Raw genomic sequence first — 16,219 nt, 5'->3', positions numbered from 1 at the left:
TTTTTAGTACCCGGCAGTCCGTTAAGGATTGGCGATTCTGGTTAAGATAAAACCATAGCTGTCCTGTTCATAATAACCGAAAGAGCTGGGGTTATTCTGGTTGGCCTGATAGGTGATATGCGACTCCTGCTGACTATATAAACCCACTGCTTTTTCAAAGACGATGTCTGCAAATAATTTTTCCTGATAAAGGCTCTGATCAAAGTCTCCGGGATTGCCGTTGGTCTGGTCGGTCTGATGCACGGTAAGAAAATCAGCTACAGAAAGGTCGTAGGTATACGCCCAGCCATAATAGAAATCACCCGGATCCAGTTCAGAGGTAAAATAGCGGTTGCCATCCCAGCTGTAATCCTGTTTCACAGGATCCGTCAATATGATAAAACGCTGGTTATGGTTATTGACAAGACTAGCTGTATGTTCAGAGATGATAAGCCGGTAAGTTATTTGATAGCTCCAGCCGCCGGCTCCGGTTTGATTACTGCCTGTTTTGATATAACGGTAGACCGGATAGGTCGTGTCCTGTTCACTGATGGTGGCCACACCCACACTGTCTTTAGCCGTGTAATGGACCGTGTCCATGGCGGCTCCGAAAGGAGCGGCTACAATAGAGTCCAGATTATAGTAGGAGAGCTGACCTGCCGATACCGGCAGGTATTGCTGGTAAGGGGTCAGCGTGCCTGCATAGTCCTCCAGGGAGGATTTGGAGCAGCCGCTAAGCGCCGTCAGGCTAGCCATAAAAACAGTGAGGACCGTTAAGGCTGCCCCGGCTCTTGACAGCCCCGTAGTGGTCTTTTCGCCGTCTTTCTTTTTATTTATATTATTGAAATATATGAAATTATATATGTTTATATTTTTTATCCGGATCATGTTAGTGGTGGTGTTCTACTGAGTATATGTGTTATGGAAGTCGTAAATAATTTGATACCCTTTGGGTTTTGTATAAAATAAACAGGGCTGTTTACCCGTCTATAATAACGGTAAACAGCCCTGTTTATTTTTTTTGAAGGGACATTTTATTGTGTGGTGGCCCTCGTATCCATTTTTAACTGCGTTCAATGGCACGGATCCATCTTTCCGGAATCTCGTTTTGGGTGGCCAGGATATAATCTGTATAGCTGCAGGGCAGAAAATGGCCGTCCGGTAAGGTCATCCACCAGCGGCCGGTTTTTTTGCTTTGTAAAAAAGTGGTTTCCATCTCGGCAAAAGCCAGGTGGTACTCATTAAAATTTTGTCTGGACTGGATATCCGCTTCCTGTTTTCCCTGCTGTATGCCATCCACCAGATACCAGGCCAGATGACTCAGCTGTTTAGCAGTCTGAGAGTTTCTATCCAGATGCTGCTGGTATTCATAAAAACCGACACTGGATACTTTACTGCTCATACCGGCAAATTGCATGAGCCGGCAGGCTTCTTCCCCGTTTAGTCCGTTAGGCGTAATCAGATTGGCGGGGGCATGACCGCTCTGTATGGCAGAGATATCCAGACTGATGATATCAGAATGACGGATGGCCGGTTCCACTTCCTCAATCTTTTCTTTGACCCGGCCAACTCTGACGCAGTCAAAGCGGAGCCGGTCAATCACTTCCAGCATTTCCGGGTGCACGAAATAACTCTGAAAGGCCAGATGATTATAATGATTTAAATAGTTGGGGCTTTTGGTAAACATATCCAGTAAAAACCTTTCCGCCGGTGCCTGGGCATCGGTATCCATATCCATTTTGGCATCGATGCAAAGCAGATCATAGGTCCTGTCCAGCTTGCTGTAGGCATCGCACTGCGCGGTGGTTAAATCATGAGAGCCTCCGATGATAAGAATCTTTGCCTGTGGCAACAGTAGCAGTTCAGAGACGACGGTCTTTAAAGCGGCATAGGAATCGGCCATTGTTTTGCCGGTGGTAATATTGCCAATATCACAGATTTTGACGCTTTTATGCCACTGATAGAGCTGGTAGAATTCAGTGCGGAAATTATCTGCCGCGGGTGTCCCTCTGTTGGGATATCCCTTCCCTCTGTACTCTCCGATACCTACAATAATCAGGTCTGCCCCTGTCAGGTCCGGAAACTGTTCTTCATAGCTGTCGATATAATATCCAATCTGGGAGGTTTTAAAGCCTTCGTCCTGGGAGAGTTCAAAAAGATGTACGGGTTCTAGAAAATCAATGATGGTTTGTTCGTTAAATGATGACATGTGTAAAGCGTAAAAATTTTAGACAAAAATAGGGTAAATGACCCATTTTGAGTGAGCTGTACAAATCTTTGCTAAATAAATTAAATAATTCATGTGTTTCCTATTTGGAATCAGTTGTTTATAATTCACGTGCCGATGCGGTTTTTCTGATAAAATCCGGGCCTGAAATTCCCTAAATTAGGCGTTTTAAATGGGGTTAAATCCCTTAAAATTTCGTAACTTCGCTACACTTTTTAAAAAGCCTAAAACGTAATTTTTAAATAAACATATGAGTCAGGAAAATACGCCGGATTTAGATCATGTAAATGAACAAGTACAGCATAACGAGAAACAACCTAAAACCTATGGAGCAGACAGTATTCAGGTCCTGGAAGGCCTGGAAGCTGTCAGAAAAAGACCCGCCATGTATATCGGCGATGTGGGGGTAAAAGGATTACATCACCTGGTCTATGAGGTCGTGGATAACTCCATTGATGAAGCCCTGGCCGGATATTGTGATACGATCGAAGTCACCATACATGAAGATAATTCTATTTCTGTTCAGGATAACGGTCGCGGGATCCCAACAGGTATAAATACAAAAGAACAGAAAAGTGCCCTGGAAATCGTCATGACGGTTTTACACGCCGGGGGTAAGTTTGATAAGGATACTTACAAAGTGTCCGGCGGTTTGCACGGGGTAGGGGTCAGTTGTGTGAACGCCCTGAGTACGGAGCTGAAAGCCATTGTTCACAGAGAAGGAAAGATCTTTGAACAGGTGTATCATAAAGGGGTGCCTGATGCACCGGTCAGAGAAACCGGTGTGTCGGATAAAACCGGCACTTATGTTCATTTCTGGCCGGATAATACGATTTTCCAGACCACCGTTTATCAGAAAGATATCCTGGAATCCAGGTTAAGAGAACTGGCCTATCTGAACAGAAGAGTCCGTATCAGCTTAACGGATAAAAGAGAAGTGGATGAAAACGGTAATACTTACCGCAAAGAATTTTATAGTGAAGGCGGTATCGTCGAATTTTTAGAGATTCTGGACAGACATGCCAAACGTACGCCCATTATTGCCAAAAGTCTGTATGTGGAAGGCTTTGATGAGGGGTCTAACGTGACCGTTGAAGTCGCCATGAGCTATAACGATGATTTTAAGGAGCACATTTTTTCTTATGTCAATAATATCAATACCATTGAAGGAGGTACGCATGTAACGGGCTTCAGACAGGCACTTACACGTGTCTTTAAAAGTTACGGAGACAAGGAAGGATTATTTGAAAAAGCCAAAGTGACCGTTGAGGGAGATGACTTCAGGGAAGGACTGTCATCCATTATCTCTGTAAAAGTTCCCGAACCTCAGTTTGAAGGACAGACCAAAACCAAACTGGGTAACAGCGAGGTGAGCGGTATCGTTCAGACAACAGTGGCCCGTTCCCTGGAGGCTTATCTGGAAGAAAATCCAAAGGAAGCCAAAAACATCATTCAGAAGGTCATTTTAGCAGCGCAGGCCAGGGTAGCCGCCAAAAAAGCCCGCGATATGGTACAGCGTAAGTCTGTACTGAGCGGTAGCGGTCTGCCGGGTAAACTGGCGGACTGTTCTGAACGCAGTCCGGAAAAATGTGAGTTATACCTGGTGGAAGGAGACTCTGCGGGTGGTACGGCCAAGCAAGGCCGTGACAGATCCTATCAGGCTATTTTACCATTAAGAGGTAAGATTCTGAACGTAGAAAAAGCCATGGAGCATAAAATCTACGAAAACGAAGAAATCAGAAATATCTTTACGGCCATGGGGGTTACGATCGGTACGCCGGAGGATCCTAAAGCCCTTAACCTGTCCAAGCTTCGCTATCATAAACTGATTATTATGACGGATGCCGACGTGGATGGTAGTCATATCGCCACGCTGATTCTGACCTTTGTCTTCCGTTATATGAAAGAACTGGTGACCCAGGGTTATGTATATATCGCGCAGCCGCCGTTATATCTGGTTAAAAAAGGCAAGGAGCAGGAATATGCCTACAATGAGGAACAGCGCAAAGGACTGGTCGCAAAACTGGGCGGTGGAAAGGATGACAGCGTCAACATCCAGCGCTATAAAGGTCTTGGAGAAATGAATGCAGACCAGCTCTGGGAAACGACGATGGATCCGGCCAGAAGAACCCTAAAGCAGGTGACGATTGATAATCTGACAGCGGTCGATGAGACCTTTGCGATGCTGATGGGAGATGACGTTCCACCAAGAAGAGCCTTTATTGAAGAGAACGCCACCTATGCGAGAATCGATATCTAAAGATGCTTGATCCGGATATCTTATCCGGGTTAAGAGAAATGATATAGTATAATATACCAATAGCAAAAGCCCTTCTGTCATCCATCACCGGATCATACAGAAGGGCTTTTGCTATGGTCATGGCGATGCACCTTTTTATCAGGTTGCGTCAGCCTCCGGTTGCTTACAGTATTAAAATCAGCACGAGGATAATAATAATGATGGCGCCTACAGAAAGATAGATACCGCCACCCATCGCGCGCGCTTCGGTTTTCATGCTTTTCAGCTCGGTTTTTAATTCTTTTTTCTCTGCGCGGCTCAGATTGGACTTGTCCATGTCTTTAATCTCATTGACCCGGGCAATGATTTCATCGAGCCTTTGCTGCTGCTGCGTAGTTAATTCTTTTTTCGCTTCAGCGACTGCTTTTTTGCCCGGACCTCCGGATGCCATGGCACTTTGGAATCCAAAAGACAGCGCGAGCGCCATTACGAAAATGCTGATTGATTTTTTCATGGATATAATTTTTTAGTTGAAAGGTTAATGCGTGTAAAAATCTATTTTTCTAGGACATCCTTGTCAGGTGTGCCCGTTAAATGTTTTTTATTTTTATCTGCGGCGGTCAGCTGTTTTTACTAGCGACGCTGTCTGTTTTTTATACACTATTTTTTGGTGGCCACAGTCCCCGTGCATGGATCCTTTTCCCGTCACACCCTTTGTCTTTTTAAATTTTTCTTTTTAAAATTACGGTAATTCTGGCAATTACCTGTTTTTAAAAATAAATATTTAATGGCTGTTCATCCAAAATCCAGGCCGAACTTTTTAGAATTAACAGGCCAATTGAGTAATTTTGCGCTATGCAGTTTATGATACCTATCAGGATACCCCAGGTGAGCCCGGGCATAGATTACCGGCAGCAGATTATGCTGACAGGATCTTGTTTTACGGAGCATATCGGTCAGCGGCTTTCAGAACTCAAATTCAATACGCTGATGAACCCGAACGGTATCCTGTTCGATCCCATCAGCGTGGCTGACAGTCTGATCAGCTATATGGAAGGGCGGACCTATCAGGAACAGGACTTGTATTTTCATCAGGAGCTCTATCATAGCTGGAAACATCACAGCCGTTTTTCTGCTCCCGACCCCACAACCGTGATCCAGGGCATCCATCAAAGTCAAAAGGCGGCATCGGCATTTTTGCAAAAAGCAGACTGGCTCATCATAACACTTGGATCTGCCAATAGTTACCGTTTGGTAGCTACCGGACAGACGGTGGCCAATTGCCATAAGGCCCCCGCACAGACTTTTGAAAAGCACATGCATACGACCGATGAGATCATCACGGCTCTGGATGGCATGCTGTACCGGCTTTTCCGGTATAATCCAGGTCTTAAAATAATATTTACCATCTCTCCGGTGCGTCATATACGGGACGGCATTATGGAAAATAACCGCAGCAAAGCCAGGTTGCTGGAAGCGGTACATCATATGGTGGATAAATTTGACCGGCTCTATTATTTTCCGGCCTATGAGCTGGTGGTAGACGTGCTGAGAGATTACCGCTTTTATGACATTGATTTAGTCCATCCCAATTACGCCGCTACCCAATTTGTACTGGAACAGTTCGGACAGACTTATATGGACGGCGCCACACTTGAACTGATGGACAAACTCGATAAGATCCGCATTGCAAGGGCGCACAAGCCCTTCCATCCGGACTCTGAGCGGCACCGTAGTTTCAGGCAGAAAACCTATGAGCAGATTCTGGCATTGCAGCAGCTGCATCCTTATCTGGCCCTGGAAGAAGAACTGGCTTATTTCAGGTAAGGGTAAGGGAGGATTGGAATGTTAATTTAAAACGATTGTTTGTTAGTTTGTTTTTCCTGCTGTATATTTGGATGTGAACTTAATTATTAAAATACAGTTATCCAGGCTCTCCTTTCTGAGAAGCACCTGTTCACATATCCCATAGATATAGGTTCTTATGATGTATTGTTTCGCTCCTTTGCTGCCGGCAACAGGAGCTGTCCCATTATTTATATACCTAAAACCCATATGTGATACAATGACAAAAGTTTTAATTATAGGAGGTGGTAAAATTGGTCAGGCCGCGGCTTTTATGCTGCATCAGGATGCCCGCTTTGAAATTACCGTTGCCGATCAGAATGAAAATCTGCTGAACCTGGCTAAAACAGATGGCCTGAGCACCCTTTCTTTCGACGTACAGGACACCCAACAACTGGAAGCCGCGCTGGAGTCCCGGGATATGGTACTGAGCGCCTGTCCCTATTTTTTAAATGTACAGATTGCAAGGGCGGCAAAAAAGACGCATACCCATTATTTTGATTTAACGGAGGATGTAAGGGCTACGGGTGAAATCCGGCAGCTGGCCCAGGGGGCGGACGTGAGTTTTATGCCGCAGTGCGGTCTCGCCCCTGGTTTTGTCAGTATTGCTGCCTATGATTTATGTAAGCAGTTTGACCGTCTGGAATCGGTCCGGCTCAGAGTGGGCGCTTTACCGCAGTTTCCGGTTAACCGTTTAAAATATAATCTGACCTGGTCCACCAACGGGCTGGTCAATGAATACTGTAATGGTTGTGACGCCATTGTGGCGGGTAAAAGAACCGTGGTGCAGCCTCTCGAAGGCTATGAACATCTGATGGCAGATGGCATAGATTATGAGGCTTTTAATACCTCGGGCGGTCTGGCCTCCCTGGCCGAGGTGCTGGAGGGTAAAGTTCAGTCGCTGGATTATAAAACCGTGCGTTATCCGGGGCATCGGGATCTGATGCAGTTTTTACTGGAAGACATGGGTTTTATCCATCGCCGGGAGCAACTGGTGGAACTGCTGGATCAGGTGCTGCCTTTTGCACCCCAGGACAAGGTCCTGGTTTTTATTACGGTGAGTGGCGAAATCAGCGGCAGGTTTACGCAGAAGGTCTTTACCAGAACCATTTTAAACCAGGAGGTCTCCGGTAAACCCATGACTGCCATCCAGGTGACCACGGCCGGTTCTGCCGCTGCGGTGATGGATCTGCATGAGGCCGGCAAGCTGCCGCAAAAGGGTTTTATCCGTCAGGAGGATGTACAGCTGGCAGAATTAATGCGGTCTCACTTTGTCAGGTTTTATCAGTAATAAAAAAATATTATCAACCGTATTAAATAAACAGATCATGAGTATGAATATAAAAGAGATGGATATGAATTCCACGCTGGATCAGGTACTGGCGGGGCTGATGCGCCGCTATAGCGAAAGGGTGCCTGATGTGCAGAAAATAATTCAGGCAATGATACGTGTGGGTATGATCAAAACAGCCAAAGATATTGAAAATGATCATATTGCCTTTAGGACAATGGGTGTGCCGGGTCTGGGCATCCGGTCCCTGGAAAAAATCTTTTTACATTATGGGTACCAGAAAAGAGATTATTATCACTTTGAAGCAAAGAAACTGGACGCCTACTGGTATAGTCCGCCCGGGGATACCTATCCCAGAATATTTGCCAGTGAGCTCAGAGTGGGGGATCTGAGTGAGAAAGTACAGGGTATTATCCATCAGTATACCGATACGGTAAAGTCAGATCCCGTGGATCAGCTGGACCTGGATGACGCGGTCCAGGTGGACCGCTATCTGCATACCGGTCTGTGGCCCCTGCCTACTTTATCTGACTATACCTCTTTGCTAGAAGCGTCAGAATACGCAGCCTGGGTGATTTATAATCATTATTACCTGAACCACTTTACCATCAGCGTCCATAATCTGCCGGCAGGTTACAATACCCTGGAGGCCTTCGATCATTTTTTAGAAGCAGAAGGGATTAAACTAAGTAGCGCCGGAGGCACTATTAAAGAAAGTAAGGATGGCAAGCTCCGCCAGAGCGCCACGGTGGCTGGCAAGATAATGGCCCGCTTCAGTGATGGCGGCCAAAAAGAAATTGCGGGCTCCTACGTGGAGTTTGCGGAAAGAAAAGTCCTGGATCCTTTTATGGACTTACCACCTGACAGCATTCAGCGTAAGCATCGCAGAGACGGATTTGAAACGGGAAATGCGGACAAAATCTTTGAAAGCACTTACCGTGCACAGACAGACCGGTAAAGACTGCCGGTTATTTAACGTATTTTAATTAAGCGGATCTGCTGGTGCAGATCCGTTACCCGGCCGGGCCGGGTAGCTTAAAAGAATAAAACAGTATGGATAAACACAGTGAAATACAGACAGTATTGGATCAGTTCGGCATTGGCCGCCAAAACAGCGGGGCCCATGACGGGACGGCGCAGCTGTTAACCAAAGGCCCGGAAATAGAAGTCTATTCTCCGGTGGATGGTGCCCGGATTGCAACGGTTGCTACCGCTGCAAACGAAGATTATGAAAAGATCGTCCATAGTGCCGCTGCGGCATTTTTACAGTGGCGACTGTGGCCGGCACCCAAAAGAGGCGAAGTGATTCGCAAATTTGCCCTGGCCCTGAGAACGCATAAAGAGATGCTGGGCAAGCTGGTCTCCTATGAGATGGGCAAGAGTCTGCAGGAAGGGGCAGGAGAGGTTCAGGAAATGATTGATATCTGTGATTTTGGCGTCGGTCTGTCCAGGCAACTCTATGGTCTCACCATGCATTCAGAAAGGCCTGACCATAGAATGTATGAACAGTGGCACCCCTTAGGTATTGTCAGCATTATCACGGCTTTTAATTTTCCGGTAGCCGTCTGGAGCTGGAATGCGGTGATAGCGCTTGTGACCGGGAATGTTACCATCTGGAAGCCATCAGAGAAAACACCGTTATCAGCCCAGGCCTGCATGCATATATTAGCTGCAGTGTTCAAAGGAGCCGGCGTACCGGCAGGCGTCTGTAACCTGATACAGGGTACGGCAGGGACAGGCGCACTTCTGGCAGCGGATACTAGGATCAGTCTGGTTTCTGCCACAGGATCCACTGGGATGGGCACGGCGGTGGGCCAGGTCGTGGCGGCAAGGCTGGGTAAATGTCTTTTGGAGCTGGGGGGCAATAACGCCATTATTATTACCGCCAGCGCTAATTTAAAGCTGGCGCTTACGGGCGCCGTTTTCGGCTCTGTAGGAACGGCAGGACAGCGCTGTACTTCTACCAGAAGGCTGATCATACACCGCCTGGTGTATGACCGTTTTGTGGAACAGTTAATAAATGCCTACCGTCAGTTAGTGATCGGCAATCCGCTCGATCCGGCCGTACATATGGGGCCATTGATTGATCAGGGTGCGGTAGAAATATATGAACATGCTTTAACGGAAATTGAAAAACAGGGCGGCAGGATACTCACCCCGTCGGGCAGACTTACAGGTCCGGGTTATGCATCCGGATGTTATGTCAGGCCCGTTATCGCCCAGGTGCAGCCGGATTTTGCGATTGTACAGACAGAGACCTTTGCGCCTATTTTATATGTCATGGTGTACGATGATTTACAACAGGCCATTGATATACAAAACGGGGTTCCGCAGGGGCTGTCATCCGCGATTATGACAGATAACCTGAAAGAGGCAGAGCGGTTTTTATCTGTCACCGGTTCTGATTGCGGCATCGCCAATGTCAATATCGGTACTTCCGGCGCAGAAATCGGTGGTGCTTTTGGCGGGGAAAAACATACGGGCGGTGGCAGAGAAAGTGGATCGGATGCCTGGAAATCTTATATGCGACGTCAGACCAGTACGATCAACTATGGCGATGATTTACCGCTGGCCCAGGGGATCGACTTTCATCTGGGATAAATCAAAAGAAAACAGACATGGGGGCAATTTTACGCCTCTTCATGTCTGTTTTTCCAGGTTTTTAAAAAGCTGCAATATATCGTATAAGTCCAGCCCTGCTGACCGATATATTCAAAAACCTTGGCTGCAAGATCAGAGGCGATTCCCTGCCCCCTTAAATTGCGGGATACTTCAATATGGTGGAGGTCTATATGGTTATCCTTCAGGCCGTACCTGACAAAGGCGTAGCCCTCGGACCCCGGGATGGGGAGTTCCAGCTTGTGTTCAGCGGTATTGTTGATTAATGCAAGTGTGGTGTATTTGTTATTCATGAGCCTGGTTTTTCTTTTTGATGGTGCTGCTTTTACCGTAGGCAGGTCAGGTGATTTTCATCCATAAAAACTGACTGTCCTTGCAGGCGCGCAGCACTAATTCTTCATTTTCTTTTTCAAAGATAATAAATTGATGGGCATCGATGGTCTCCTGACAGATCAATAACCGGCCACTGAGTAAATATAAGAAGCTCCACTTACCGGGCGCGCTGTTTAATTGCATGGCCTTCTGGCTATGCAGGGTGCCTTCCATCAGATGCAGCCTGTAAAAAGTGGTCGTGCTCAGGTTTACTTGCAGGGCGGGTATGGAAGACTGCAGCGTAGCAGCGTCGTCATACCCGCCGGCCAGCAGACTAAGCGCGCCGCCGGGCGCCGTATAGATCGGCAGCGCTTCTCTATTCGTTACAGTTTCATGTATGTCACGAATCTCACTATTTGAAAAGACTTCTAACAGGCGTCCTTTTTCTTTAAGAGCCGGATGGACCGTTAGTGCGGCGGACTCTTTATCTGCCTTTAAGGCAGCGGAGATCTCTAATTGAAAAGGGAAGGTACCCGTGGGCCCGGGACTCTCTGGCGTACTGCCAGTCGCTGGTACCGGAATGCTAAGGCGAAGCGTTATTTCCTTAAAAAGAGGGCTGTGTGGGGACAAGTCAGGTTGGGGCAGAAGCCGGCAATTTATATATTCCTGCTGCTGATCCGTGCGACGGATTGCTGGATGTTGGATATGCAGGATTTTTTTGAACATGATCATTGTTTTTGGCCGGTGACCAAAGGCATAAATAAGTATTCCATTAAAAAAGCAGTCATCCGTTTACGTTCAATAGCTTAAAAGAATGACTGCACTGTTGTTATTCCAGATGCCCGAATTTTCCCTGGTTGAAATCGTTGATGGCTTCAAAAATTTCCTCCTGGGTATTCATGACAAAGGGGCCATAACTGGCGATGGGCTCATCAATGGGCAGGCCGCTCATCAGCAGCAAAGTACTGTCCTGAGCCGCTTCTATACGGATCTCTTCCCCTTCGTGTTCAAACAGGATAAAATCATGCTCATGGAAGATTTTATCTCCTGTTTTACCCTGACCGTGCACCGCAAGTATGGCTGTATTATGCGTTGAAGGGATAGTGACCTGAAAAGAAGCGCCCGCCTCCAAATGGATATCCAGCAAATTGAGCGGAGTATAGGTCGCTGCGGCACCTTTTTGTTGCCCGAAATTGCCTGCAATGACTCTTACCTGACCCTGGTTGTTGTCCAGGGGGACGACCGGGATATCTTTATTTGTCAGCGGCTGATAATGAGGCGCTGCGGACTTATCCTTTTTAGGAAGATTCACCCAGAGCTGTACCATTTCAAAATTGCCGCCTTTTTTTGAAAAATTTTCCTCATGGTATTCTTTATGCAAAATGCCACTGCCTGCCGTCATCCACTGGACGTCCCCCGGGTGGATCACCCCGCTGTTGCCGGCACTGTCGTGGTGGGCTACGCTACCCTGATAGGCAATGGTAACCGTTTCAAATCCTTTGTGCGGATGCACGTCTACTCCCCGGATATGATCTGAGGGGCCAAAATCAAATGCTGCATTAAAATCCAGCATGAGAAAGGGGCTGATGCGTCTTTGCGCCAGTGTATGGGGGATATAATTAAATACTCTGAAACCGTCTCCTACCATGTTTGCGCTGGCAGGCCTCGGGATAATTCTGTCTATTTTCTTTTCCATTATTTACGTTGCTTGTATTGTTTAAAAAATCAGGTACACTTCATGAAACCCGGTAACGGACCGGCCTCGACTCTAGTTAAGGCAGATTCTGAAAATGTCATTTTCAAAAGTGCCATCCATTATCTGCACGCTGGGAGGTATGCTGCGTATCAGCTGGTCAACGCTTTCCGCCCAGGTTAAAGCAGTCTGCTTTTTCTGGCAGACAGGTGGTGTCTGTTCCAGCGATATAATCTTTAAGAGTTTTCGCTCCTCCATCGTGCTGGAAAATCCTTCATATAGGACGGCATCATACGGCAATTGATAAAGTTGCTCAATCGCATTTTCAACGCCGGTTACCACGTCAATTCGATGCGGACTGTCTACGGACTTTGCCAGACGAAAACTCTCATTGCTGTCTACGATAATCAGGATGCTATGTTTCATAATTACTCCTTTTTTTGACAATACAAAGTTCGTTATGGCAAAATAAGTGCCCAATAACCCAGATTAAGGAAATGGCTTAATCCAGGTTAAGTGATTTTTGTAAATAATTGATTATAAGTTTTTTAATGGATTGTTTAAAAAATGGGCATCCGGCTCGAAGTGGAGGCTTCGGGCCATTTTAAAAGCAGGATAGGTGAAGTCTATCCCGGAAGCGGGGTATTATTGATCATTTTGGAGAAAAACTCAGGAGTAACCCCGATAAATGACGCAATCTGCTTATGTGGCAACGATTGGGTAAGGGTGGGGTAGAGCTGGCAAAAATTGGCAAATCTTTCGATGGCCGGCTGACTCAGGTTGCCAATCAGTCTTTGCTGGTAGGCCATCACAGCGTTTTCTGCCAGTATGCGAAAATGCCTTTCCAGTTTGGGGAATTCCTTAAAGGCATAATCCAGTTTTGATTTAGTGATAAATAGGTATTCGGTAGGTTCCAGCGCCTCAATAAAAAGCTCCGCCGGCTCCTGCCTGCTACTGCTTTTCATATCGGTCATCCACCAGCTGGCCGGCGCAAATTGAATGACATGTTCAAAGCCATGGCTATCTAACTTATAGCTGCGCAGTAGTCCTGAAAGGACAAAAGCCACGCCCTGACTGATCTCCCCTTCCTGCAGTAAATAATGCTTTTTTTTCAGGCTCCTTAGTTGAAATAGCCCATCTATTCTTTCCAGTTCATCCTGTGTGAGATAAATATTGCTTAACAGGTTTTCTTGAAGTAATGGATGCATGGGGCGTCTGTTTTTGGGGTGAGGATATTGGCTGTCTTATACGGGACCAGTAATTCCGTGTTTTTAAGTTTAAAAGTACTGAATTTTTCCTGGTTCGCCCGTCTTTAATCCGTAGCAGCCACTCAGTCATAAATTGCCATGAAATCACTGCTTAGATGATGGTACTCATGGATAAAAAAATCCGGTCTGCCGGTAAAACAATCAAATTGTTTTCGGCAGACCGGATTTGTATAATTAAAGCGTGAACGCTTTTTGCGCTATGATAAGCCTTGATTAGTTTTTCTGTTCAAAGCTCTTACGGATGATGTTCAGTGCAGCGCCATGTCTGAACCACTCTATCTGTTGTTCATTATAGGTGTGATTGACCTCAAACTGCTCAGTAGTGCCGTCTGCATGATGTAATACAATGGTCAGTGGTTTTTCCGGAGTGAAAGTGGTTAAACCAAGGATATCAATCACATCATCTTCCTGGATTTTATCATAATCGTTTTTATCCTGGAAGGTCAGACCCAGCATCCCTTGCTTTTTCAGGTTGGTCTCGTGGATACGGGCAAAACTCTTGGCGATGATGGCACGTACACCCAGGTGACGGGGTTCCATGGCTGCATGCTCTCTGCTGGATCCTTCGCCATAGTTTTCGTCTCCCACTACAATGGTGCCGATACCGGCAGCCTTATAGGCGCGCTGTGTGGCAGGAACAGGACCATATTCTCCGGTCAGCTGATTTTTAACGCTGTCTGTCTTTTCATTAAAGAAGTTAACAGCACCAATCAGCATGTTGTTGGAGATATTATCCAGATGGCCTCTGAATTTCAACCATGGGCCGGCCATGGAGATGTGGTCAGTCGTACATTTCCCTTTTGCTTTAATCAGCAGTCTGAGGCCTTTTAAGTCAGTGCCTTCCCACTGGGCAAACGGAGATAATAACTGCAGGCGGTTAGAATCGGGAGATACCACGATCTGGATGGCAGAACCGTCCTCTGCTGGTGCCTGATATCCCGGATCTTCTACATCAAAGCCTTTGGTAGGCAGTTCATCACCGGTAGGCGGATCGAGTTTTACTTTCTCCCCGTTTTCATTTGTCAGATAATCTGTCAGCGGGTTAAAGGTCAGATCGCCCGCGATAGCGATGGCCGTCACCAGTTCCGGAGACGCAACAAAGGCAAATGTATTGGGGTTGCCATCTGCTCTTTTAGCGAAGTTACGGTTGAAAGAGTGTACGATGGTGTTCTTTTCTTTTTTCTCCGCACCGACTCTGTCCCACATACCGATACAAGGTCCGCAGGCATTGGTCAGGATTTTAGCGCCGATGGATTCAAAAACATCCAGGATACCATCACGCTCAACTGTATAACGAATCTGTTCAGATCCCGGGTTGATTAAGAATTCTGCTTTGGATTTAAGGTTCTTTTCTGAAACCTGTTTGGCCAGTGAAACGGCGCGGGAGAGGTCTTCATAGGAGGAGTTGGTACAAGATCCAATCAGACCGACTTCTACTCTTTCGGGCCAGCCCTGTGCGTCAGCCACTTCTTTTATTTTAGAAATGGGGGTAGCCAGATCGGGTGTGAAAGGTCCGTTCAGGTGTGGTTCCAGTTCAGAGAGGTTGATTTCTATAACCTGATCAAAATATTGTTCCGGATTAGCATACACTTCCGGATCACCGGTTAAGTGTTCTTTGATGCTGTCAGCGATATCAGCTACTTCCGTTCTGCCGGTAGCTCTCAGGTAACGGCCCATGGATTCGTCGTAACCAAAAGTTGAGTTGGTCGCACCGATTTCAGCACCCATGTTACAGATGGTACCTTTACCGGTACAGCTGATGGAGGTAGCACCTTCCCCAAAATATTCAACGATCGCACCGGTGCCGCCTTTTACGGTCAGGATACCGGCAACTTTCAGGATAATATCCTTAGGTGCTGCCCAACCGTTCAGTTTGCCGGTCAGTTTAACACCGATTAATTTAGGCCATTTTAATTCCCAGGGAAGTCCTGCCATGACATCACAGGCGTCAGCACCACCAACACCAATGGCAATCATGCCAAGTCCGCCGGCATTTACCGTATGGGAGTCTGTACCAATCATCATCCCGCCTGGGAATGCGTAATTTTCCAGAACAACCTGGTGGATGATCCCGGCGCCCGGGCGCCAGAAACCAATGCCGTATTTATTGGATACAGAGCCCAGAAAATCATAAACTTCTTTACTTTCCTGTTTTGCGAAAGCAAGGTCTTTTTCAGCACCTTCCTTGGCAATGATCAGGTGATCACAGTGTACAGTGGACGGAACCGCAACTTTCGGGCGGCCGGCCTGCATAAATTGTAAAAGAGCCATCTGCGCAGTGGCGTCCTGCATGGCTACACGGTCAGGTGCGAAATTAACATAATCGTGTGCTCTTTGGAATTTCTGTAAGGGTTGATCGCTGTGTAAGTGTGCGTATAATACTTTTTCAGCAAGTGTGAGAGGAGTGCCGGTAGCGGCGCGTGCTTTTGCAATTCTGTCAGGTAGCTCACTGTAGACCTTTTTGATCATGTCAATATCAAAAGCCATAACATTACAATTTAAATAGTGTGATATAAAATTGTTGCAAAGTTACTGAAAACAGATGGATATATAAAACTTCTATCTGTTAAAATTTGGTATGCCTAATTTTCTTTATTTGATTCGCCTAATGAACTAAACTATTTGATAATTATACGCTTATGGGGTTTTATAATCCGGTTTTTTAATTTTTTGGAGATTTTGTATATTTGTATGTCCTTTTTGAGGTCTTATCGTCTGATTGGCTTAAATATTGCCTTTGACAGAA

14 protein-coding genes are annotated in these 16,219 nt (G+C 46.4%); 5 read left to right on the top strand and 9 right to left on the bottom strand.

Features of this window, described 5'->3' with window-relative positions; genetic code table 11:
* Positions 1-21 precede the first annotated feature (21 nt).
* Together BLU80_RS05145 and BLU80_RS05140 are read right to left on the bottom strand one after the other, a co-directional pair.
* Positions 22-867 carry a hypothetical protein gene (locus tag BLU80_RS05145; RefSeq protein ID WP_091394510.1) on the bottom strand — a complete coding sequence of 282 codons (846 nt, stop codon included), beginning with the start codon at positions 865-867 and terminating at the stop codon, positions 22-24.
* Positions 868-1,042: 175 nt separating this feature from the next.
* The gene (locus BLU80_RS05140) at positions 1,043-2,188 is read right to left on the bottom strand and encodes an arginase family protein (RefSeq protein ID WP_091394508.1); all 1,146 of its coding nucleotides are present in this window, start codon (positions 2,186-2,188) and stop codon (positions 1,043-1,045) included.
* Between the two features lie 268 nt (positions 2,189-2,456).
* Here BLU80_RS05140 and gyrB point away from each other — a divergent pair, with 268 nt between their 5' ends.
* Complete coding sequence (gene gyrB / locus BLU80_RS05135; protein ID WP_091394504.1) at positions 2,457-4,466, top strand: DNA topoisomerase (ATP-hydrolyzing) subunit B; 2,010 nt, start codon at positions 2,457-2,459, stop codon at positions 4,464-4,466.
* A 163-nt stretch (positions 4,467-4,629) separates the two neighbouring features.
* Here the strand turns inward: gyrB and BLU80_RS05130 are convergent, their stop codons facing one another.
* Positions 4,630-4,959 (bottom strand): hypothetical protein, encoded by a 330-nt coding sequence (locus BLU80_RS05130; protein WP_091394502.1) that lies wholly within the window; start codon positions 4,957-4,959, stop codon positions 4,630-4,632.
* A 341-nt stretch (positions 4,960-5,300) separates the two neighbouring features.
* On the opposite strand from BLU80_RS05130, the gene BLU80_RS05125 reads away from it, so the two are divergent.
* From BLU80_RS05125 to amaB, 4 genes are all read left to right on the top strand, one after another.
* Complete coding sequence (locus BLU80_RS05125; protein ID WP_091394499.1) at positions 5,301-6,272, top strand: GSCFA domain-containing protein; 972 nt, start codon at positions 5,301-5,303, stop codon at positions 6,270-6,272.
* Positions 6,273-6,510: 238 nt separating this feature from the next.
* Complete coding sequence (locus BLU80_RS05115; RefSeq protein WP_091394495.1) at positions 6,511-7,581, top strand: saccharopine dehydrogenase family protein; 1,071 nt, start codon at positions 6,511-6,513, stop codon at positions 7,579-7,581.
* Positions 7,582-7,618: 37 nt separating this feature from the next.
* Positions 7,619-8,539, top strand: a complete 921-nt coding sequence (locus BLU80_RS05110) for a DUF1338 domain-containing protein (protein ID WP_244518739.1) — start codon at positions 7,619-7,621, stop codon at positions 8,537-8,539.
* A 95-nt stretch (positions 8,540-8,634) separates the two neighbouring features.
* Positions 8,635-10,182, top strand: a complete 1,548-nt coding sequence (gene amaB, locus BLU80_RS05105) for an L-piperidine-6-carboxylate dehydrogenase (protein WP_091394492.1) — start codon at positions 8,635-8,637, stop codon at positions 10,180-10,182.
* 29 nt (positions 10,183-10,211) lie between these two features.
* On the opposite strand, the gene BLU80_RS05100 is transcribed toward amaB, so the two are convergent.
* The 6 genes from BLU80_RS05100 to BLU80_RS05075 form a co-directional block, all read right to left on the bottom strand.
* Entirely contained in the window at positions 10,212-10,493 is a 282-nt protein-coding gene (locus tag BLU80_RS05100) for a GNAT family N-acetyltransferase (RefSeq protein WP_091394489.1), read from the bottom strand.
* Positions 10,494-10,539: 46 nt separating this feature from the next.
* A complete protein-coding gene (locus BLU80_RS05095; protein ID WP_091394486.1) occupies positions 10,540-11,238 on the bottom strand; it encodes a hypothetical protein in 699 nt (232 codons plus the stop codon).
* A gap of 103 nt (positions 11,239-11,341) precedes the next feature.
* Complete coding sequence (locus BLU80_RS05090; protein ID WP_091394483.1) at positions 11,342-12,208, bottom strand: pirin family protein; 867 nt, start codon at positions 12,206-12,208, stop codon at positions 11,342-11,344.
* A gap of 72 nt (positions 12,209-12,280) precedes the next feature.
* Positions 12,281-12,631, bottom strand: a complete 351-nt coding sequence (locus BLU80_RS05085; protein ID WP_091394479.1) for a hypothetical protein — start codon at positions 12,629-12,631, stop codon at positions 12,281-12,283.
* Positions 12,632-12,831: 200 nt separating this feature from the next.
* The gene (locus BLU80_RS05080) at positions 12,832-13,413 is read right to left on the bottom strand and encodes a Crp/Fnr family transcriptional regulator (protein ID WP_091394476.1); all 582 of its coding nucleotides are present in this window, start codon (positions 13,411-13,413) and stop codon (positions 12,832-12,834) included.
* Between the two features lie 273 nt (positions 13,414-13,686).
* Entirely contained in the window at positions 13,687-15,960 is a 2,274-nt protein-coding gene (locus BLU80_RS05075) for an aconitate hydratase (RefSeq protein ID WP_091394474.1), read from the bottom strand.
* Between the last annotated feature and the right edge of the window lie 259 nt (positions 15,961-16,219).

The organism is Arachidicoccus rhizosphaerae (assembly GCF_900107765.1).
Taxonomy (GTDB): Bacteria; Bacteroidota; Bacteroidia; order Chitinophagales; family Chitinophagaceae; genus Arachidicoccus; species Arachidicoccus rhizosphaerae.
The sequence above is the reverse complement of the archived record's forward strand: the minus strand, read 5'-3'. Positions and strand labels throughout refer to the sequence as shown.

Coding starts and splice junctions, on each gene's coding strand:
- BLU80_RS05145 (WP_091394510.1), bottom strand. CDS start 867: ATGATCCGGATAAAAAATATAAACATATATAATTTCATATATTTCAAT.
- BLU80_RS05140 (WP_091394508.1), bottom strand. CDS start 2,188: ATGTCATCATTTAACGAACAAACCATCATTGATTTTCTAGAACCCGTA.
- gyrB (WP_091394504.1), top strand. CDS start 2,457: ATGAGTCAGGAAAATACGCCGGATTTAGATCATGTAAATGAACAAGTA.
- BLU80_RS05130 (WP_091394502.1), bottom strand. CDS start 4,959: ATGAAAAAATCAATCAGCATTTTCGTAATGGCGCTCGCGCTGTCTTTT.
- BLU80_RS05125 (WP_091394499.1), top strand. CDS start 5,301: ATGCAGTTTATGATACCTATCAGGATACCCCAGGTGAGCCCGGGCATA.
- BLU80_RS05115 (WP_091394495.1), top strand. CDS start 6,511: ATGACAAAAGTTTTAATTATAGGAGGTGGTAAAATTGGTCAGGCCGCG.
- BLU80_RS05110 (WP_244518739.1), top strand. CDS start 7,619: ATGAGTATGAATATAAAAGAGATGGATATGAATTCCACGCTGGATCAG.
- amaB (WP_091394492.1), top strand. CDS start 8,635: ATGGATAAACACAGTGAAATACAGACAGTATTGGATCAGTTCGGCATT.
- BLU80_RS05100 (WP_091394489.1), bottom strand. CDS start 10,493: ATGAATAACAAATACACCACACTTGCATTAATCAACAATACCGCTGAA.
- BLU80_RS05095 (WP_091394486.1), bottom strand. CDS start 11,238: ATGTTCAAAAAAATCCTGCATATCCAACATCCAGCAATCCGTCGCACG.
- BLU80_RS05090 (WP_091394483.1), bottom strand. CDS start 12,208: ATGGAAAAGAAAATAGACAGAATTATCCCGAGGCCTGCCAGCGCAAAC.
- BLU80_RS05085 (WP_091394479.1), bottom strand. CDS start 12,631: ATGAAACATAGCATCCTGATTATCGTAGACAGCAATGAGAGTTTTCGT.
- BLU80_RS05080 (WP_091394476.1), bottom strand. CDS start 13,413: ATGCATCCATTACTTCAAGAAAACCTGTTAAGCAATATTTATCTCACA.
- BLU80_RS05075 (WP_091394474.1), bottom strand. CDS start 15,960: ATGGCTTTTGATATTGACATGATCAAAAAGGTCTACAGTGAGCTACCT.